The sequence below is a fragment of the Ornithinimicrobium sufpigmenti genome, from assembly GCF_004322775.1.
Taxonomy (GTDB): Bacteria; Actinomycetota; Actinomycetes; order Actinomycetales; family Dermatophilaceae; genus Ornithinicoccus; species Ornithinicoccus sufpigmenti.
Genome location: NZ_CP036403.1, coordinates 714,931 through 734,735, shown reverse-complemented (window position 1 = coordinate 734,735; position 19,805 = coordinate 714,931). Strand labels below are relative to the sequence as shown.

The 19,805-nt window shown below is 72.3% G+C and carries 14 protein-coding genes; 13 read left to right on the top strand and 1 reads right to left on the bottom strand.

The genetic code is table 11. The features are described 5' to 3' along the window. The first annotated feature begins 50 nt into the window (after window positions 1–50). The 13 genes from ESZ52_RS03465 to ESZ52_RS03405 all read left to right on the top strand — a co-directional run bounded on the left by ESZ52_RS03465 (window position 51) and on the right by ESZ52_RS03405 (window position 17,971). Window positions 51–1,709: a PucR family transcriptional regulator gene (locus ESZ52_RS03465; RefSeq protein ID WP_131103706.1), complete on the top strand. Its 1,659-nt coding sequence runs from the start codon at window positions 51–53 to the stop codon at window positions 1,707–1,709. A gap of 186 nt (window positions 1,710–1,895) precedes the next feature. After that, window positions 1,896–3,434, top strand: a complete 1,539-nt coding sequence (locus tag ESZ52_RS03460) for a uracil-xanthine permease family protein (protein ID WP_238154340.1) — start codon at window positions 1,896–1,898, stop codon at window positions 3,432–3,434. A 115-nt stretch (window positions 3,435–3,549) separates the two neighbouring features. Further along, window positions 3,550–4,443 (top strand): FAD binding domain-containing protein, encoded by an 894-nt coding sequence (locus ESZ52_RS03455; RefSeq protein ID WP_131103704.1) that lies wholly within the window; start codon window positions 3,550–3,552, stop codon window positions 4,441–4,443. Next, complete coding sequence (locus tag ESZ52_RS03450; protein WP_131103703.1) at window positions 4,440–5,087, top strand: (2Fe-2S)-binding protein; 648 nt, start codon at window positions 4,440–4,442, stop codon at window positions 5,085–5,087. Before ESZ52_RS03455 ends, ESZ52_RS03450 begins: the two co-directional genes overlap by 4 nt. Continuing rightward, on the top strand, window positions 5,084–7,483 hold the full coding sequence (gene cutA, locus ESZ52_RS03445) for an aerobic carbon-monoxide dehydrogenase large subunit (RefSeq protein WP_131103702.1): 2,400 nt from the start codon (window positions 5,084–5,086) through the stop codon (window positions 7,481–7,483). Before ESZ52_RS03450 ends, cutA begins: the two co-directional genes overlap by 4 nt. A 13-nt stretch (window positions 7,484–7,496) precedes the next feature. Then, on the top strand, window positions 7,497–8,186 hold the full coding sequence (locus tag ESZ52_RS03440) for an SRPBCC family protein (protein ID WP_131103701.1): 690 nt from the start codon (window positions 7,497–7,499) through the stop codon (window positions 8,184–8,186). 191 nt (window positions 8,187–8,377) lie between these two features. Beyond that, the gene (locus ESZ52_RS03435) at window positions 8,378–10,564 is read left to right on the top strand and encodes a hydantoinase/oxoprolinase family protein (RefSeq protein ID WP_131103700.1); all 2,187 of its coding nucleotides are present in this window, start codon (window positions 8,378–8,380) and stop codon (window positions 10,562–10,564) included. Continuing rightward, window positions 10,561–12,468 (top strand): hydantoinase B/oxoprolinase family protein, encoded by a 1,908-nt coding sequence (locus ESZ52_RS03430; RefSeq protein ID WP_131103699.1) that lies wholly within the window; start codon window positions 10,561–10,563, stop codon window positions 12,466–12,468. Before ESZ52_RS03435 ends, ESZ52_RS03430 begins: the two co-directional genes overlap by 4 nt. A gap of 8 nt (window positions 12,469–12,476) precedes the next feature. Further along, window positions 12,477–13,316: an SDR family oxidoreductase gene (locus tag ESZ52_RS03425; RefSeq protein ID WP_181009817.1), complete on the top strand. Its 840-nt coding sequence runs from the start codon at window positions 12,477–12,479 to the stop codon at window positions 13,314–13,316. Beyond that, window positions 13,313–14,248 (top strand): carbamate kinase, encoded by a 936-nt coding sequence (locus ESZ52_RS03420; RefSeq protein ID WP_131103697.1) that lies wholly within the window; start codon window positions 13,313–13,315, stop codon window positions 14,246–14,248. The genes ESZ52_RS03425 and ESZ52_RS03420 overlap by 4 nt, the downstream gene beginning before the upstream one ends. 96 nt (window positions 14,249–14,344) lie before the next feature. Next, window positions 14,345–14,857 carry a 2Fe-2S iron-sulfur cluster-binding protein gene (locus ESZ52_RS03415; protein WP_131103696.1) on the top strand — a complete coding sequence of 171 codons (513 nt, stop codon included), beginning with the start codon at window positions 14,345–14,347 and terminating at the stop codon, window positions 14,855–14,857. Continuing rightward, window positions 14,854–15,894, top strand: a complete 1,041-nt coding sequence (locus ESZ52_RS03410) for an FAD binding domain-containing protein (protein ID WP_131103695.1) — start codon at window positions 14,854–14,856, stop codon at window positions 15,892–15,894. The genes ESZ52_RS03415 and ESZ52_RS03410 overlap by 4 nt, the downstream gene beginning before the upstream one ends. Further along, the gene (locus ESZ52_RS03405; protein WP_131103694.1) at window positions 15,887–17,971 is read left to right on the top strand and encodes a xanthine dehydrogenase family protein molybdopterin-binding subunit; all 2,085 of its coding nucleotides are present in this window, start codon (window positions 15,887–15,889) and stop codon (window positions 17,969–17,971) included. Before ESZ52_RS03410 ends, ESZ52_RS03405 begins: the two co-directional genes overlap by 8 nt. 24 nt (window positions 17,972–17,995) lie before the next feature. Here ESZ52_RS03405 and ESZ52_RS03400 read toward each other — a convergent pair whose 3' ends face one another. Continuing rightward, window positions 17,996–19,804: a thiamine pyrophosphate-requiring protein gene (locus tag ESZ52_RS03400; protein ID WP_337590187.1), complete on the bottom strand. Its 1,809-nt coding sequence runs from the start codon at window positions 19,802–19,804 to the stop codon at window positions 17,996–17,998. Window position 19,805: the final 1 nt, after the last annotated feature.

Below are 19,805 nucleotides of genomic sequence, written 5' to 3'. Positions count from 1 at the left end.
ATGCAGGGGGCCGGTTTGCCAGGCCGGTGATTCCTGACAACGATTCGGGCATGGATCGTCAACTTTCGCCCGTGCTGCCCCCCTCGCCGACCTCGGGGATCACCGTCTCCGAGGTGCTGCGGCTGCCGGTGATGCAGGGCACCGCGGTGCTGGCCGGCGAGCGGGGCCTGGAGCGGTTGGTGGCCACGGTGAACGTGATGGAGGTGCCCGACCTGCTGCCCTGGGTGCGTCCTCGCGAGCTGCTCCTGACCACCGGCTATCCGCTGCGCACCCACGAGGGTCACGACCTCACCGACTGGATCGCCGACCTCGACGACCACGGGCTGGCCGGTGTGGCGATCAAGCTGGCCCGCTACGTCGACGAGCTGCCGGAGGCGGCGCTGCGAGAGGCCGACCGGCGGGGTTTCCCGGTCCTGGCCATCCCCTTCGACCTGGGCTTCGACGAGGTGATCACCCAGGTGCTCACCGTGGTGATCAACCGGCGCGCGGACACCCTCGCCCGGGCCGAGCAGGTGCTCCAGGACCTGGTGGGCGTGGTCATCGCCGGCGGCGACCTGGACCAGGTCTGTCAGGGCGTGGTCCGGCACCTCGCCCGGACCAGCCTGGTCACCACCATGGACGGCCGGGTCCTGGCCTCTGCCGGGCCGGTCCCGGAGCGGGTCGCCGACCTGCCGGGGTTCGACCCGACCGGCCGCTTCGTCGTGGAGACCGAGGTGCCGGGGGTCTCCGCGCAGTTCGACGGGGTGCACCGCCTGGTCGCCAGGGTCACGGGGGCCAGGGCCGACCTGGGCCGGCTGATCCTGTTCCGCGACGACGCCTTCACCGACGACGACAACCACGTGGTCGGTCAGGCGACCACCGCTGCCGCCCTGGCGATCACCAAGCAGCAGGCGGTGGCCGCGGTCGAGGGGAAGTACCGCGCCGACTTCCTGCGCGACGCCCTGCTCGGCCGGGCCGGTGACGCCGAACGGGTCGCCGCCCACGCCGGGGAGCTGGGCTGGGACCTGCGCCGGCCCCTCGCCGTGCTGGTGGCCGAGGCCGAGGAGGTGCCCTCCGACGACCCCGTGCTGCGGACCCTGCCCGAGCGCTTCCGCGCCGCGTGGGAGCGCGTCGCGAGCACCGACGACGAGGCCGCGGCCGTGGCCGGGTTCAACCAGGAGGTGGTCGTCCTGCTCGGCGTGCCGGCCGACGACGACCCGACCACGATCACCGAGCGCGTCCGGCAGATGGCCGAGCAGGTGCACGGCCGTGGCGGCGGTGGCCGCCGGGTCTTCGTCACCGGCATCTCCCGGACCATCACCGACCTCGCCGAGCTGCCCCGGGCCTACTCCGAGGCCCGCAAGGCGGCGCAGGTGGGACGCCGGCTGCACGGCGACCGGGCGGTGACCCACTTCGACGCCCTGGGGGTCTTCCGGCTCCTCTCCCAGGTCGAGGACCGTGCCGAGCTGGCCAGCTTCATCGGCGAGACACTGGGTCCGCTGGCCGCCGTGGACTCCGAGGAGATGGAGGACCTGCGCACGACGCTCACCGTGCTGCTGGACCACAACCTCAACGTCGCCTCGACCGCCCGCGCCCTGCACTTCCACTACAACTCGCTGCGCTACCGGATCAGCAAGCTCGAGCGCCTCCTGGGCCCGTTCACCACCGACCCGCGGCTCCGGTTCGCGATCATGCTGGCGCTGCAGGCGCGACAGCTGGACCACGGCTGAGCCTGTCGACCGGGGGCGAGTACCGCATACCCGGCAAGAGATGCCCAACCCTTCCCGCACCCCATGTCACAAAGTGCCAGTCCTGTCCCTCGGGGACGGGGTTTAGTGTCGGTGGGCACAGGAGGCGTGCCCCGACCCTCACCCTGCGGGGCCCGTGAGCGCCCCCCACGAACGAAGGAGTTTGCGGTGTCGGCATTCGGCTGGAAATTGCACGGGGACGGGAAAACCCTCAAACCCGGTGACGTCGTCGCACCCGACGAGCGGCTGAGCTGGGGGAAGACGGCGGGCCTGGGGGCCCAGCACGTGGTCGCGATGTTCGGCGCCACCTTCGTCTTCCCCCTGATCATGGGCCTGAACCCCCAGCTGGCGATCATGATGAGCGGTGTCGCGACGATCGCCTTCCTGCTCATCGTCCAGGGCAAGGTGCCGTCCTACCTGGGCACCTCGGCCGCCTTCGTCGGTGGTGTCGCCGCCGTCATCTCCCAGGGCGGGACCCCGCAGCAGGTCACCGGCTCGATCCTCGTCGCCGGCGTCGTGCTCACCCTGACGGGCGTCCTCATCCACTTCATCGGTGCCGCGACGCTGACCAAGATCCTGCCGCCGGTCGTCACCGGCGCGGTGGTCATGCTCATCGGCTTCAACCTGGCGCCGGTCGTCGCGAACACCTACTGGCCCCAGGACCAGTGGATCGCCCTGGCCACGATGATCGTCACCATCCTGCTCGCCACCGTCCTGCCCGGCTTCTGGGGACGGGTCTCGGTGCTCCTCGGGCTGATCTTCGGGTATGTCGCGTCCTGGCTGGCCGACGTCGTCACCGGCCCCATCACCGCCTTCAACGCCGGCACCGGGGAGATCGACACCCACAACCGCGTCGACTGGTCGGGGGTGCTCGACGCTCCCTGGATCGGCCTGCCGCCCGCCACCGACAACGCCGCGGGCGTCGTCGGCTGGCACCTGCCCGACATCCAGCTGACCTTCGTCCTGCTGATGCTCCCCGCGGTCGTCGCCCTGGTCGCGGAGAACGTCGGCCACGTCAAGGCCGTGGCCGAGATGACGGGTCACGACCTGGACCCGTACATGGGCCGGGCGGTCGCCGCCGACGGTATCGGCACCATGATCGCCACCTCCGTCGGTGGCTCGCCCACCACCACCTACGCCGAGAACATCGGCGTCATGGCCTCCACCCGGGTCTACTCCACCGCGGCCTACTACGTCGCGGCGCTGGTGGCCCTCGTCTTCGGCCTCTCCCCCAAGTTCGGTGCCCTCGTCTCGGCGGTCCCCGGCGGCGTGCTGGGCGGCATCACCGTGGTGCTGTACGGCATGATCGGCCTGCTCGGCGCCAAGATCTGGGTGGAGAACAGGGTCGACTTCTCCCGCCCGATCAACCTTGTGCCCGTCGCCGCCGGCATCATCATCGCCATCGGTGACACCTCCCTGGAGATGGGGAACTTCTCGCTGGCCGGCATCGCCCTGGGCACGATCGTCACGATCCTGGCCTACCACCTGGTGGCCCTGCTGATGCCCGCCTCGATGAAGGACGACGACCGGATCGGCACCGCCACCTTCGCCGACGTGCCGGGCGGCCAGAACCTGGAGAACCTCGGCCTGGCCGACGACTACGGCCTCTACGGCCACCGCATCCTGGGCCGCACCTCCGACGGACACCTCATCGTCGAGGAGAAGACCCAGACCCACAGCACCGACCCTGACCGCAGGGACGGCTGACCAGTTCGACCGCAGGTTGACCACATAGCCTTGACCGCACCCGCCTGGCCGAGGGCCGGGCGGGTGCGGTCACGATGCCCCCAAGCCCCGAGCTCGCAGAACAGGTGATCCGACCATGAAACCGGCCCCCTTCACGTACCACGCGCCGGCCGACCTCGACCAGACCCTGGCCCTGCTGGCCGAGTACGGCCCGGTGGCCAAGGTGCTGGCCGGTGGGCAGTCGCTCGTCCCGGTGCTCAACATGCGGCTGGCGAACCCGGCCCACCTGATCGACATCAACAACGTCCCCGGCCTGGACGCGGTCGTGACCGACGACGACACCGTGCGCGTCGGCGCGCTCGTGCGCCACGCGCACCTGCTGTCCCACTCCGCCGCCCGGACCGCCCAGCCCCTGCTGCGGCAGGCGCTGCAGTGGGTGGCCCACCCGGTCATCCGCAACCGTGGCACGACCCTGGGCTCGATCGTGCACGCCGACCCCTCCGGCGAGATGCCGGCCGTCCTGGCGCTCACCGACGGCCGCGTCCGGCTGCGCTCCGCCGGCGGGGCGCGGGAGGTCCCCGCCGCGGAGTTCTTCGTCGGCCCGATGGAGTCCGCGATCGCCGACGACGAGCTCGCGGTCGAGGCCGTCTTCGGCCGCTTCCCGGCGGGCACCCGCACGGGCTTCACCGAGACCGCCCGCCGTCACGGCGACTACGCCCTGGCCGGAGTGGCGCTCGCGGTCGGCCTGGACGACGGTCCTGACGGGGGCACGATGACGTCGGCCCGCGCCAGCTTCGTGTCCGTCACCGACGTCCCGGACGTCCTCGACCTCACCCCGGTCGTCGGCGGCGCCGCCGTCGCCGACCTGGCCGACCTCGCGGACGCCGTGTCCGAGGCGGTCGCCACCCACGTCGACCCGGTGGGGGACATCCACGCCTCCGCCGACTACCGACGGCACCTCGCCGTCGTGCAGACCCAGCGCCTGCTGTCCACCCTGGTGGGCGCCACCGCCGAGGAGGAGATCGCATGAGCAGCACCCCCGACGCCCAGCCCGAGGCCAGGACGGTGCGCGGCACCGTCGTGACCACCGTGCCCCGCGCCTCGTTCGACCCCGCCGACGGCTCCGCCCGGCCCGAGGAGCTGATCGACGTCTACCTGCGGGTCAACGGCGCCGAGCGGCACGCTCGCGTCCCGGGCCGCCGGCTCCTCTCCGACGCGCTGCGCCACGACCTCGGCCTGACCGGCACCCACGTCGGCTGCGAGCACGGCGTCTGCGGCGCGTGCACCGTCCTGCTCGACGGTCAGCCCGTGCGCGCCTGCCTGATGTTCGCCGCGACCGCGCAGGGCCACGAGATCACCACCGTCGAGGGCCTGAGCACCCCGGACGGCGAGCTGGGGCCGGTGCAGCAGGCGTTCGTCGAGTGCCACGGCCTGCAGTGCGGCTTCTGCACCCCCGGCTTCCTCACCACCATCACGGCCTACCTGGACGAGAACCCGGACCCCACCCCCGAGGAGGCCCGGGAGGCCATCGCCGGCAACCTGTGCCGCTGCACGGGCTACCAGAACATCGTCAAGGCCGTCTGCCGCGCCGCCGAGCTGCGCCGCGGCGACGACCCAGCACCGGACGGCACGCAGACACCACCAGCGCCGACCCAGGAGGAGGAGCAGCGATGAGCACCCGCACCGTCGGATCACCCGTCCAGCGCCGGGAGGACCCGCGTCTGGTCCGCGGCGACGGCCGCTACCTCGACGACCTGGGGCACGACGCCCTGGCCGCCGCCTTCGTCCGCAGCCCGCACGGGCACGCCCGCATCGTCGACATCGACACCTCCGGCGCTATCGACGTCGACGGGGTCGTCGCCGTCTGGACCTGGGAGGACCTGGCCGGCAGCGGCACGGCGGAGGAGCCGCTGCCCATGCTCCTGCCCCACCCGAGCATCGAGCACCCCGTCACCGGCTACGCGCTCGCCAAGGACCGGGTGCACCACGTCGGCGAGGCCGTCGTCATGGTCGTGGCCCGGGACCGCTACCTGGCCGAGGACGCGGCCCAGCGGGTCCGGGTGACCTACGAGCCGCTGCCGGCCGTCGTCGGTGTGGAGGCCGCCCGGGCGGCCGAGCACCTGGTGCACGAGGAGGCCCCCGCCAACGTCGGTGCCTACTTCGAGCAGCACCTCGGCGACGCCGCCGGCCAGATCGAGTCGGCCCCCCACGTGCTGGAGCTGGATCTGGACATCGAGCGCAGCGCCTGCATGCCGATGGAGGGCAAGGGGATCCTGGCCCGCTGGGACTCCGAGGAGGGGCGGCTGAAGGTCCACGCCTCCACCCAGACCTCGACCGGGCTGCGGGCGGCGCTGGCCGCCAAGCTCGGCCTGCCGCTGTCCGCCGTGGAGGTCATCACCCCTGACGTCGGTGGCGGGTTCGGCGTGAAGATCAACCACCCCTGGCCCGAGGACGTCGCGGTCGCCGCGGCCGCGATGCGCCTGCAGACCAAGATCAAGTGGGTCGAGGACCGGCGCGAGCACTTCATCTCCTCGGCGCACGAGCGCCAGCAGCTGCAGCACGTCCGGGTCGGCTTCGACGACGACGGCCAGATCCTGGGCATGGAGGCCCAGGTGTGGCACGACCACGGGGCCTACCTGCCCTACGGCGTCATCGTCCCGCTCAACACCGCCACCCACATCCCCGGTCCGTACCGGATGCGCAACTTCTCGGTGACCTTCACCTCGCTCTACACCAACACGGTCATCGTCACCCCCTACCGGGGCGCTGGCCGGCCCCAGGCCGCATACCTGATGGAACGCACCATGGACGCCATCGCGCGGCACCTGGGCAAGGACCGCACCCAGGTGCGTTCGGTCAACTTCGTCCAGCCCGAGCAGATGCCCTGGGACCTGGGCATGGTGCTGCAGGACGGTCGGATGGGGATCTACGACTCCGGCGACTTCCCGGCCAGCCTGGAGAAGCTCAAGGAGCTGGTCGGCTGGGACGACTTCGAGGAGTACCGCGAGCAGGCCCGCGCCGAGGGGCGCCAGGTCGGGATCGGCCTGGCGTGCTACGTCGAGGGCACCGGCGCCGGCCCGTACGAGGGCGGCCACATCGAGATCGAGACCAGCGGCCGGGTCAACGTCTCCACCGGGCTGACCACCCAGGGGCAGGGCCACGCCACCGTCTTCGCCCAGATCGTCGCCGACGAGCTCGGCGTCAAGATCGAGGACGTGCACGTCACCACCGGGGACACCCGCCGGATGGCCTACTCCGTCGGCACGTGGGGCTCGCGCGGCGCCGTGATGAGCGGCAACGCCCTGCTCCTGACGGCCCGCAAGGTCAAGGAGCAGGCGCTGCGGATCGCGGCGGACGCCCTCGAGGCCAACCCCGACGACCTGGAGATCGTCGACGGCATCGTCCGGGTCAAGGGCGCGCCCGAGAGCCAGATCCCCCTGCCGATGGTGGCGGTCCTCTCCAACCCCCTGCGCTACGCCTTCGACGAGACCGCCCGGGCGGCGACCCAGTTCGGCGGCAAGAGCGACGAGAGCAAGCCACCCGTCGGCGACGCGGAGCACCCCGGGTTGGAGGGCAGCGACTTCTTCTCCCCGGTGCGGACCACCTTCGCCAACGGCATGCACGCCGCCATCGTCGAGACCGACCCTCACACCGCCGACATCACCGTGCTGCGCTACTGCGTCGTCCACGACTGCGGGCCGATGCTCAACCCGATGATCGTCGAGGGGCAGGTCCACGGCGGCGTGGCGCAGGGCATCGGCGGCGCGCTCTACGAGCGGATGGCCTACGACGCCGACGGCCAGCTCCAGAACGCCTCGTTCATGGACTTCCTCATGCCGTTCGCCACCGAGATCCCGCACATCGAGACCGATCACCTGGAGACCCCGAGCCCGTTGAACCCGCTGGGCATCAAGGGCGCCGGGGAGGCCGGCACCATCCCGACCACGGCGGCGATCGCCGCGGCGGTCGAGGACGCCGAGGGGTTCCCGATCCGGCGGATGCCGATCTCCCCGCCCGAGCTGTGGGAGCTGCGCAAGCAGCACGCCAGCAACACCACCGATCCCTCCTGAAGGAGAGCCTGACATGCAGATCACCGGCCAGAACCACCTGTCCGTCGACCCCCAGACCGCCTGGGTGGCCTTCCACGACGCGGGGGTGCTGGAGCGCTCGCTGCCGGGCGCCCAGAGCCTGCGCGAGGTGGAGCCCGGACGCTTCGCGATGACCGTGGTCGCCGGGGTGGCGGCGATCAAGGGCAGCTACGACGGCTTCGCCACCTTCAGCCAGGAGCAGGAGCCGGAGAGCTTCGTGCTCTCCCTGACCGGCAGCGGCGGGCCGGGCACCGTAGACGCCGACGTGCACGTGCGCCTCTCCCCCGCCGAGGACGGCGGGACCGACCTGGACTGGACGGCCGACGCGGTCGTCGGGGGCCCCGTGGGCGGGGTCGGCCAGCGGATGCTCTCCGGGGTCGCCAAGCGCCTGGCCACGCAGTTCTTCAACAACATCGACAAGGACCTGGCGGCCGGGGGCTCTGAGGCCGCGGCGGCAGGGCAGGGCGGGTCCGACGGTGCCCAGGACGCCGCCGACGGAGGCAGCGGAGAGCAGGCCGCTGCGCAGGCGCCGGCTCTCCGGGCTGCCGGTGGCGCAGCGCGCCCCGCGCTGCCCTCCCCCGCCGGGGTGGCGGCGTCCGCCCCCGGGCAGCTCCTGCCCATCCTGACCGGCGCCGCCGTGGCGCTGGTGGGGGTCGCGCTGGGGGCTCGGCTGCGCCGTCGCTGATCCCCGCGCACCATCTAGCAACATTCGCTGAAGGTCCTGCCGGTCGTCGTCAGATTATGACGACGATGGGCGGGGGTTGACCGGCTTGAATCGAAGCAGGCGCGTGGTCGGGTGCCTGACCCTGTATCCGCCCGACCACGCGCAGGTCAACCCCACGCACCAGGCACGCAACAGGCCCGAAGGGAAGCTGGATGAGCAACACGCACCGCCGAATCCGGATCGGCATCGACACCGGTGGCACGTTCACCGACGTCGTCGCCTTCGACGAGGACGCCGGCACGATCACCACCACCAAGACCCCCTCCACGCCGAGCAACCCGGCGGACGGATTCATCAACGGCATCGACAAGGTCCTGGATCTGCTCGACGCCTCCGGCCGCGACATCACCGCGGTCTCGCACGGCACCACGGTCGCCACGAACCAGCTGCTCGAGGGCAAGATCGAGCCGGTCGGCTTCATCACCACCGAGGGTTATGAGTTCGTGCTGGAGATCGCCCGCCAGTCCGTCCCGGACGGCTACGGCAACTCCTACTTCTGGGTCAAGCCCGACCGCATCACCCCCGCCGACCTGGTCAAGACCGTCGGCGGCCGGATGGACTTCGAGGGCAACGAGGTCCGCCCGTTCGACGTCGAGGGCGCCCGCCAGGTCGCCCGGTGGTTCAAGGACCGCGGGATCACCACCGTGGCGGTGAACTTCCTGCACGCCTACGCCAACCCCACGCACGAGCAGACGATGCGGACCATCCTCCAGGAGGAGCACCCGGGGGTCGTGGTCTCCGTCTCCAGCGAGGTGCTGCGGGAGTACCGCGAGTACGAGCGCTCGATGACCACGCTGGTGGACGCGGCCGTGAAGCCCAAGGTCAGCGCCTACGTGACCAACATCTCCGAGCGCCTGCACTCTTACACCCAGGCCGACGAGGACGCCCGCAACACCGTCCCGTTCTACATCATGAAGTCCAACGGCGGCGTGCTCTCCGCCGACGAGGTCGTGCACCAGCCCATCACCACCGTGCTCTCCGGGCCGGCCGCCGGCGCCCTGGGCGCCGCGCTCATCGCCGGCAAGGCCGGCTTCGACCGGGTGCTCACCTGTGACGGCGGCGGCACCTCGACCGACGTCTGCGTGGCACTGGACGGCGAGCCGACCCTGACCACCGAGGGCACCGTGGGGGCCTACCCCTCCAAGATCCCGATGATCGACGTGGTCACGGTGGGAGCCGGCGGTGGCTCCATCGCCTGGATCTCCCCCGAGGGATCGCTGAAGGTCGGGCCGCACTCGGCCGGCGCGGACCCGGGCCCGCTGTGCTACGGCAACGGTGGCGCCGACGGCGCCCCCACCATCACCGACGCCCACCTGCTGCTCGGCCGTATCCCGGCCCACCTGCTCGGTGGCGAGATCCCCCTGGACCCCCAGGCCTCCCGCGAGGGTCTGGAGAAGCTCGCCGAGCAGCTCGACCTCAGCGTCGAGCACGCCGCCGTGGGCATCCTGGAGATCAGCGCCTGGAACCAGGCCAACGCCCTGCGGCAGGTCTCGGTCAAACGTGGCCTGGACGTGCGCGAGTTCATGCTGGCCACCTTCGGCGGGTCCGGCTCGCTGCTGGCCTGCCGGCTGGTGGACATCCTGGACCTGGCCGGTGTCATCGTCCCGCTCAACCCGGGCAACGTCTCCGCCTTCGGCCTGCTCACCGTGGACGTCAAGAACGACTACGTGCAGACCATGGTCACCAAGCACGCCGCGCTCGACCTCGGCGCGCTGCAGCAGGCCTACACGGAGCTGACCGACCGGGCGGCGCACGCCCTGGACGTCGAGGGCTTCGCCGCCGACCAGCACCAGTACCAGCGCAGCGCCGACCTGCGGTACGTCGGCCAGGCCTTCGAGGTCCGCGTGCCGGTGCCGGACGGCGACCTGGACGCCGCCGCCGCCGAGACCGTCGCGGACGCCTTCCACGAGGCGCACCGGGCCCTGTACGGCTACGACTTCCGCGGCGACGACACCCAGCCGGTCGAGTGGGTCAACCTGCGCGTCACCGGCGTCGGCCCGATCACCCGCCCCGAGGTGCCGACCATCGCCGACGGCGACGGCAACCCCGAGCGGGCCCGCACCTCCGTCCGCCCGGTCTGCTTCGACGCCGAGGCCGGCTACGTCGACACCCCCGTCTTCTGGCGGGCCGACCTGCGCAATGGCGACACCGTCGAGGGCCCGGCGATCATCGAGGAGTTCGGCTCCACGATCCCGGTCCACCCCGGCTTCACCCTCAAGGTGGACCCCTGGGGCAACCTCGTCATCACCAAGCCGGACACGGGCGACTCCCGTGCGCTGGCCGACGACGTGCCCGTCATCCAGTCCGTCTCCGCGCAGAACGAGGAGAGCAACACATGAGCACCACCACCAGCCCGGCCACCGGCCGCGACAGCACACCTGACGCCCCGAGCGTGGATCCCATCCTCGTCGAGATCATCGAGGGCACCCTGGCCTCGGTCGAGCAGGAGGTCGAGACCGCCATCGGCCGCACCTCCCGCAGCCCGATGATCCGCGACGCCCACGACTTCCGCGCCGGCATCTACGACTGGCAGATGCGCAAGCTCACCGGCCGCTCCTACAGCGCCCTCGTGCAGCCGGTCGTGCGGGACTTCCCGCTGGAGACCATGCGCCCCGGCGACGTCTTCTTCCACAACGACGTCTACGAGTCCGAGGGCGGCATCGGCCACCTGCCGGACCTGTGCGTGACCGTGCCCGTCTTCTTCGAGGGCGAGGTCGTCGCCTTCGTGCAGGCCTTCGGCCACCACGACGACATCGGTGGCGCGACCCCGGGCTCCATGCCCTCGGCCGCGCGCAGCGTCTACGAGGAGGGCCTGATGGTCCCCCCGATCAAGCTGTGGGACCAGGGCGTGCCGAACCGTGCCGCGCTGCGCATCATGACCCGCAACTCCCGGATGCCCGACTCCCTGGCCGCCGACCTGGATGCCGAGTGCTCGGCCTGCCTGATGGGCGCCAAGCGCATCACCGAGCTCTTCGGCCGCTACGGCCGCGAGCCGATCGAGGCCGCCTTCCAGGCGATCCTGGACAAGACGACCGAGACCTACCGCCGCGAGATCCTGTCCAAGATCCCGGACGGCGAGTACGTCTGGGAGGACTACGCCGAGCACGACGGCGTGGACGAGCCCAAGCTGCACACCCAGCGGATCACCCTGACGAAGATGAGCACCGGCGGGCCGGGCAACGGCCCCAAGCTCGTCTTCGACTTCACGGGGACGGCCCCGCAGGCCAAGGGCCCGATCAACCACTGCGGTGACTACGCCGACGGCAACTTCCTCAAGAAGTGGCTCGCGCCGATCCTGCGCAACCTGGCCGACACCCCCGAGCGGATGGCCGAGCTGGACGTCAACGAGGGCATCGTCCCGCTGATCGAGATGAAGTTCCCGGAGAAGGGCACCCTGCTCACGCCGATCTTCCCGGCGCCGACCAACGCCCGCACCTTCGTCATCCTGCGCCTGCTGGGCGTGCTGGCCGGTGTGGTCGCCAAGGCGGTGGACGGCCAGATGCCGGCCGACCAGGAGACCATCCGCTACACCGGCGTGTACGGCAAGGACCGCGACGGTCACGACTACCTCATGCGTGAGGTGCTCGGTGGTGGCTCCGGCGGCCGGTACTACGCCGACGGCGAGGACACGATCCACGTCGTGCCGGAGTCGCGCAACCTGCCGACCGAGTTCACCGAGTCCCGCTTCCCCTTCCTGGTGGAGCGTCTGGGCCTGGCCGTCGACTCCGGTGGCGCCGGCCGCTACCGCGGTGGCCTGGGCTACGAGAAGCACATCCGGATGCTCAAGGACGGCAACTTCATGTCGATCGCCGACCGCTCCATCCTGGCCTGCTGGGGCGTCAAGGGCGGCAAGGCCGGTCGTCCCTTCCAGGTCACCATCGACCCGGGCGGCCCGAACGAGCGCGAGGTCCACGCCCTCGTGGACTCCGAGCCGGTCAAGGCCGGCGAGGTCATCCGCATCCGCACCACCGGTGGTGGCGGCTGGGGCGACCCGCTGGACCGCCCGGTCGAGGAGGTGGAGCGCGACCTGCGCTGGGGCAAGGTCTCCTTCGACGGCGCCCGTGAGGACTACGGCGTGGTCGCCTCCGGCACCAAGGACGAGCCGGCGATCGACACCGCCGCCACCGAGGAGCTGCGGGCCAGCATCCGGGCCGAGCGCGGCGAGCAGCCGTTCTTCGACCGTGGCCCCGGTTACGCCAGGCTCTCCGGCGGCGCCACGTCCGCCGACGTCGACTGGCTCTGAGGCGACCCGTGCCTGCAGGGACCGTCGCGGTGCTCGGCGCCACCGGCAAGACCGGTGGCGCCGTCGCCGCGGCGGCCCTGCACGCGGGGCTGACCGTCCGCGGGACCACCCGCGACCCTGACTCTGCCGACGGTCCCGCCGGTGTCCACTGGCACGGCGCGGACCTGCTCACCGGTGACGGCCTGGTCCAGGCACTGGCCGGCGCGGAGGCCGCATACCTGATCGTGCCCAACGTCCACCCCGCAGAGGTGGAGATGGTCGAGAAGGCGGCCCGGGCCGCGACCGAGGCGGGCGTGGACCGGGTCGTCTACCACTCGGTCGCCGACCCGGACGACGAGCGGATGGCCCACCATCTGCGCAAGGGGCGGGCGGAGACCGTCCTGCGGGAGCTGCGGCCCGAGGCCGTGGTCCTGCGCCCGTGCGCCTACCAGCAGAACCTGCTCGGCGCCGCCCTGGTGGGGCGTCTGGCGGTGCCGTACCGGGTGAGCGCTCCGTTCAGCCTCGTCGACCTGGGGGACGTCGCCGAGGTGGCCGTGCAGGCACTGTCCGGCCGCCTCGAGCCCGGCAGCACGCACGTGCTCGGCGGACCCGAGGACCTGACCGTCGAGGACCTGGCCCGGACCGCTGCCGGTGTCCTGGGCCGGCCGGTGTCCGCCACCGCGATCACCACCGCCCAGTGGCGTTCCGGTCCCGGTGCGGGGGCCGAGGGCTCGGCGCTGACGGACCTGCTCGCAATGTTCGAGGCCTACGACCAGACCGGGTTCACCGTGGACCCGGCACCCCTGACCCACCTGCTCGGGCGTCCTTCCACGACCTGGGCCCAGCTGCTGTCGAAGGAGACATCATGAGGATCGTCATCGCCCTCGGGGGCAACGCCATGACCACGTCGGACGGGCGGTCGAACCCGGACGACCAGCGGGCCGCCATCGAGACGGCTGCCCAGCACATCGCCCGGCTCGTGGCGGACGGGCACGAGGTCGTGCTCACCCACGGCAACGGCCCCCAGGTCGGCAACATCCTGCTGAAGAACGAGCTGTCCGCCCACCAGCTCACGCCGGTCAGCCTGGACTGGTGCGGGGCTCAGACCCAGGGCACCATCGGCTTCACCCTGATGAACGCGCTGGAGCGGGCCCTGTCCGCCGTCGGCGCGGACCAGCCCGTGGCGGCCCTCGTCTCCCGCACCCAGGTCTCCCCCGACGACCCGGCCTTCGACCGGCCCACCAAGGCCGTCGGTCCCTACAACAGCGCCGACCACGCGGCCGCCCAGACCGCGCTGGGCCAGACCTGGCGCGACGAGGGCGCCAAGGGCTGGCGCCGGCTCGTCGCCTCCCCGGAGCCCCAGCAGATCGTCGACGCCCCCGCGGTGACCGCGCTGCTCGCCCAGGGCTTCCTCGTCGTCTCCTCCGGCGGCGGCGGCATCCCGGTGGTGCCCGACGAGCGCGGCGGCTACCAGGGCGTCGAGGCGGTCATCGACAAGGACCTCACCGCCACCCTGCTCAGCCGGCAGGTGGAGGCGGACCTGCTCATCATCGCGACCGACGTCGAGCACGCCGTGCTGGACTGGGGCACCCCGCAGGCCCGGCCGGTGGAGCGGGTCACCGCCTCGCAGATCCGCACGCACATCGAGGCCGGTGAGTTCGGCGAGGGATCCATGCTGCCCAAGATCGAGGCCGTCACCCGCTTCGTCGAGCAGGGCGGCCCCATGGCGGTCGTGACCGCGCTCCCCCGCATCGCCGACGCCGTCGACGGTCAGGTCGGCACGGTCATCGTCCCGGGCTGAGCAGACCAGGCCGAGTCGGCGTCGCCCACCTGGCGACGCCGACCCGGCGCGCGTAGGTTCGGACAGGACGTCCACACCGCACCGGAAGGCCCTGGTATGCCGTACCCCCTGCGCCTCGTCGTGGACGGTCAGGAGCACACGCTGACCGTCGACCCGCGCACCACCCTGCTCGACCTGATGCGGGACCGGCTGGGGGTGATGTCGCCGAAGAAGGGCTGCGACCACGGTCAGTGCGGTGCGTGCACGGTGCTGGTGGACGGGCGCCGGCTCAACTCGTGCCTGGCCCTGGCGGTGTCCCACGACGGGGCGCAGGTCACCACCTCGGACGGGCTCGCCGAGGACGGGAAGCTCTCCGACCTGCACCGGGCCTTCCTCGAGCAGGACGCCTTCCAGTGCGGCTACTGCACCCCGGGCCAGGTGTGCTCGGCGGCGGCCGTCCTGCAGGAGGTCGCGGACGGCGCACCGAGCGTGGTCACCGAGGACCTGGAGGGACCGGTCGAGCTGACCGACGCCGAGATCCGGGAGCGGATGAGCGGGAACCTGTGCCGGTGCGGTGCCTACGTCAACATCGTCGCCGCCGTCCGTCAGGTCGCCGAGGGCCGACGATGAGGGCACTGAGCTACGAGCGGGCCACCGACCCCGCGGCGGCTCTGGCGGCCCACGCCGGCGCGCCGGGTGCGGCCTACCTGGCCGGCGGGACCAACCTCGTCGACCACCTCAAGCTCGGGGTTGCCGCCCCCGAGCTGCTCGTGGACATCAGCCGGCTGGACCTCGCCGACGTCGAGGACCTCCCGGGCGGCGGCCTGCGCGTGGGGGCCATGGTCCGCAACAGCGACCTCGCCGCCCACCCGCGCGTCCGGCGCGACTACCCGCTGGTCTCGCGGGCCCTGCTCTCGGGCGCGTCCGGACAGCTGCGCAACGCCGCGAGCACCGGGGGCAACCTCCTGCAGCGCACCCGCTGCGTCTACTTCCAGGACACCACGACCCCGTGCAACAAGCGCGAGCCCGGCACCGGCTGCTCGGCGATCGGTGGCTACACCCGCTACCACGCGATCTTCGGCGCCTCGCCTGACTGCATCGCCACCCACCCCTCCGACCTGGCCGTCGCCCTGGCCGCCCTGGACGCCCGCGTGGTGGTGCTCGGCCACGACGGCGAGCGCCGCCTGCCCGTCACCGAGCTGCACCGGCTGCCCGGCGGCGAGCCGCACCGGGACACGGTCCTGGAGCACGGCGACCTGATCACCGCGGTCGAGCTCCCACCCGCCCCGACGCCCAGCCGGTCGACCTACCGCAAGGTCCGCGACCGCGCCTCCTACGCCTTCGCGCTGGTCTCGGTCGCGGCCGTCCTGGAGCTGGACGACCCCCGCGAGGCCGGTGGCCGCCCCCTGATCCGGGAGGCCCGGATCGCGCTGGGCGGCGTCGCGCACAAGCCCTGGCGGGCGCACCGGGCCGAGGAGGTGCTGCGCGGAGCCCGGGCCACGCCGCAAACTCTCCGCCGGGCCGCCGACGCGGAGCTGGAGGCGGCGCAGCCGGTGGAGGGCAACGAGTTCAAGGTGCCGATGACCCGGGGCGCGATCACCACCGTGCTGGCAGAGCTGACCGGGCTGACCGGAACCCAGTCCGTCGAGGAGGCCGATGATGAGTGAGCAGGAGCCGCAGGAGCTGCTCGAGGCCCACGCGATCGGCACCGACCCGGTCCGCCTCGAGGGTGCGGACAAGGTCCGCGGCCGGGCGCCCTACGCCTACGAGCACCCGATGGACGACCCGCTCTTCCTCTTCCCGGTCCAGGCGCAGATCGCCAGGGGGCGCGTCAGCGAGCTGGACGTCGCGGCCGCCGAGAAGGTCGACGGGGTGGTGCACGTGCTCACCCACCTGAACGCGCCACCGCTGGAGGACACCTCCGACCGGGAGCTCGCGATCCTGCGCGACGACCGTGTCGGGTTCCGCGGCCAGTACCTGGGCGCGGTCCTGGCCGAGACACCCGAGGCCGCCCGCGAGGCGGCCGGGCTGGTCGAGGTCCGCTACGAGGCGGAGGACCACGACGCCGACTTCCGTGGCCGTCCGGGGAGGGAGGAGCCCGAGGACGCCGAGGACGACGTCGACACCGGTGACGTCGAGGCGGCGCTCGGGCAGGCCGAGGTGGTCCACGAGGCGACCTACACCACGCCCATGGAGCACAACAACCCCATGGAGCCGCACACCACCACCGCGCTGTGGGAGGGCGGCACCCTCACGCTGTGGATGTCGACCCAGGGTGTGCACCCGGCCCGCCGGAAGCTCGCGCCCGTGCTGGGCCTGGAGCCCGAGCAGGTGCGGATCATCAGCCCGCACGTGGGCGGAGGGTTCGGCTCCAAGGGGGTGCCGCACGCCGACCTGGTCCTCGCCGCGCTGGCCGCCTTCGCCGCCCCCGGGCGGCCGGTGAAGTATGCCGTGTCCCGGCAGCAGATGTTCTCCATCACCGGTTACCGGGCACCGACCGTGCAGCACGTCCGGCTCGGTGCCCGCGCCGACGGCACCCTGACGGCGCTGTCCTTCGACGCGGTCGCGATGTCCAGCCGCACCAAGGACTTCCCCGAGCAGGCGGCTAAGCCGGCGCGGATGATGTATGCCGCCCCTCACCGCCGCATCCGGCAGCGGGTGGTCCAGCTCGACGTCCCGGTGCCGTCATGGATGCGTGCCCCCGGTGATGCGCCCGGCATGGTCGGGCTGGAGATCGCGATGGACGAGCTGGCGGTCTCCTGCGGCCTCGACCCGATCGAGCTGCGGGCGCGCAACGACCCGCGGACCGACCCGGACACCGGCCTGCCGTTCAACCGACGTCGCCTCGTCGACTGCCTGCGCGAGGGGGCGGAGCGGTTCGGCTGGGCCGACCGCGACCCGGTCCCGCGCTCCCGGCGGGAGGGCGGCTGGCTGGTCGGCGTGGGAGTCGCCTCGGCCACCTACCCGGCCAACCGTCAGCCCGGGTCCGACGCCCGGGTGGCGTTCACCGGCGGGCGCTACGAGGTCGAGATCGGGGCCGCCGACCTCGGCACCGGCACGTGGACCACCCTCACGCAGGTCGCGGCGGACGCGCTGGGCGTCCCGACCGACCAGGTCAGGGTGCGGATCGGGGACACCGACCTGCCCAGGGCCACCGTGGCCGGCGGCTCGACCGGGCTGGCCAGCTGGAGCGCCGCGATCATCGACGCCGCCCGGACCTTCCGGGACCATCACGGCACCGACCCCTCCCCGGGATCGCAGGCCGAGGGCACGGCGGGGAAGAACCCGGCCTCCGAGAGGCTGGCGCTGCACTCCTTCGGGGCCCACTTCGCGCAGGTGCGCGTCCACGAGGCCACCGGCGAGGTCCGGCTGGACCGGATGCTCGGGGTGTTCTCCGCGGGTCGCATCGTCAACCCGCGCACCGCCCGCTCCCAGCTCATCGGCGGCATCACGATGGGGGTCGGGATGGCCTTGCACGAGAAGAGCGAGCTGGACCCGCGCTTCGGGCACGTCGTCAACCACGACCTGGCCGAGTACCACGTGCCGGTGAACGCCGACATCCCTCAGATCGAGGTGTCCTGGCTGCACGAGGAGGACCCTGCCGCGGGGCCGCTGGGTGCTCGCGGCATCGGCGAGATCGGGATCGTCGGCTCCGCCGCCGCCATCGCCAACGCCACCTACCACGCCACCGGCGTGCGGGTGCGGGACCTGCCGCTCCTCGGGGACGCCTTCCTGCCGGGCTGAGGGTCGGTGACGCCTTCGCGCGGGTCAGGCCTCCTGCCTGCGCTGGTCCTGCACCAGCTGGACCGCCCGGGTGTTGCCCTCCTCCCGCAGCGCGTCGAGCATCTGGTCGACCTTCTGCTGCGCCGCCCGCGGCGGCAGCAGCGGGGTGTCCGGGTCGACCACGGCGTGGATGACCACGGGCCGGTCGGCGGCCAGGGCGGTGCGCCATACCTCGTCGATCTCGTCACCGTCGGCGTCGGCCTCGACCCGGTATGCCTCCAGTCCGAGGAGGCGGGCGTAGCCGTCGTAGGGGAAGGTCGGCACCTCCTGGGAGGTGGGGAAGCGCGGCTCGCCCTCCATCTCGCGCTGTTCCCACGAGACCTCCGCCAGGTCGCCGTTGTCCAGCACCAGCACCACGAAGCGGGGGTCGTCCCAGTCGCGCCAGCGCCGCGCGACGGTGATGAGCTCGCTGAGCCCGTTCATCTGCATCGCCCCGTCCCCGGCGAGGACCACGACCGGACGGTCGGGACGAGCCAGCTTGGCGGCGAGGCCGTACGGCATACCGCAGCCCATGCTGGCCAGCGTGCTCGACAGGTGGGCCGGCACACCGGCGGGCAGACGCAGGAAACGGGCGTACCAGTAGACGACCGAGCCGACGTCCACGGCGACCTGGGCGTTGGCAGGCAGACGCTGGGAGAGCGCAGCGACCACCGACTGCGGGTTGACCCGGTCGCTGCCCGGTGCGCAGCGCTGCCGCGCCACCTCCCGCCAGCGCTCGACGGCCCGCTCGACCTCGGCACGCCAGGGCCGGTCGCGTTGCCGCAGCCTGGGCAACAGCGCCCGCAGCGTCTCGGCGGCGTCGCCGGCCAGGGGCACCTCCACGGGATACTTCGTCCCCAGGTTGCGCGCGGCGATGTCGACCTGGACGGCCCGCGCTTGACCGGGCTTGGGGTAGTACTCCGTCCACGGGTCGTTGCTGCCGACGATGAGCAGCGTGTCGCAGCCCTCCATCACGTCGACCGAGGCCGTCGTGCCCAGGTGCCCCATCACCCCTGCGTGGTAGGGCAGCGCCTCGTCCAGCACCGGCTTGCCGAGCAGCGAGGTGGTCACGCCCGCGCCCAGGACCTCTGCGACCTGGCGCACCTCCTCGACGGCGCCGCGGGCTCCCTGCCCGACGAGCAGCGTGACCCGCTGGCCGGCGTCGAGCACCGCGGCCGCCCGGTCCAGGTCCTCGTCCCGAGGCAGCACCCGGGGCTCGGCGACGACTGGTGAGGTCACGACCACGCCGTGCTCCTGCTCCAGCGTCGGCAGGTCTGCCTGCTGCACGTCGTGGGGCAGGATGACGCAAGTGGGGCTGCGGGTCGCCACCGCGGTCCGGAAGGCGTTGTCGAGGACCAGCCGGAGCTGCTCCGGCGCGGTCACGACCTGGACGTACTCGGCGCAGACGTCCTTGAACAGGGTGGGCAGCTCCACCTCCTGCTGGTAGCCGCTGCCCAGCGCGGTGGAGGCGACGTGCCCGACGATCGCGACCACCGGCTTGCCGTCGAGCTTGGCGTCGTAGAGGCCGGTCAGCAGATGCACCGCACCGGGGCCCTGGGTCGCCAGGCAGACCCCGACCTCCCCGGTGTACTTGGCGTGCCCGACGGCCATGAACGCGGCCATCTCCTCGTGCCGGGCGGTGACCAGCTCGATGTCGTCCTGCGCGCGACGCAGCGCCCCGAGCACCGGGTCGATGCCGTCACCCGCGTAGCCGAACACCCGCTGCACGCCCCATCCCTGGAGCCGTTCGACGACCCCGTCCGCCACCGTGCCCATGGCTCCCTCGCCTTCCTGCGTGTCTTCTGGCTCCCTCACG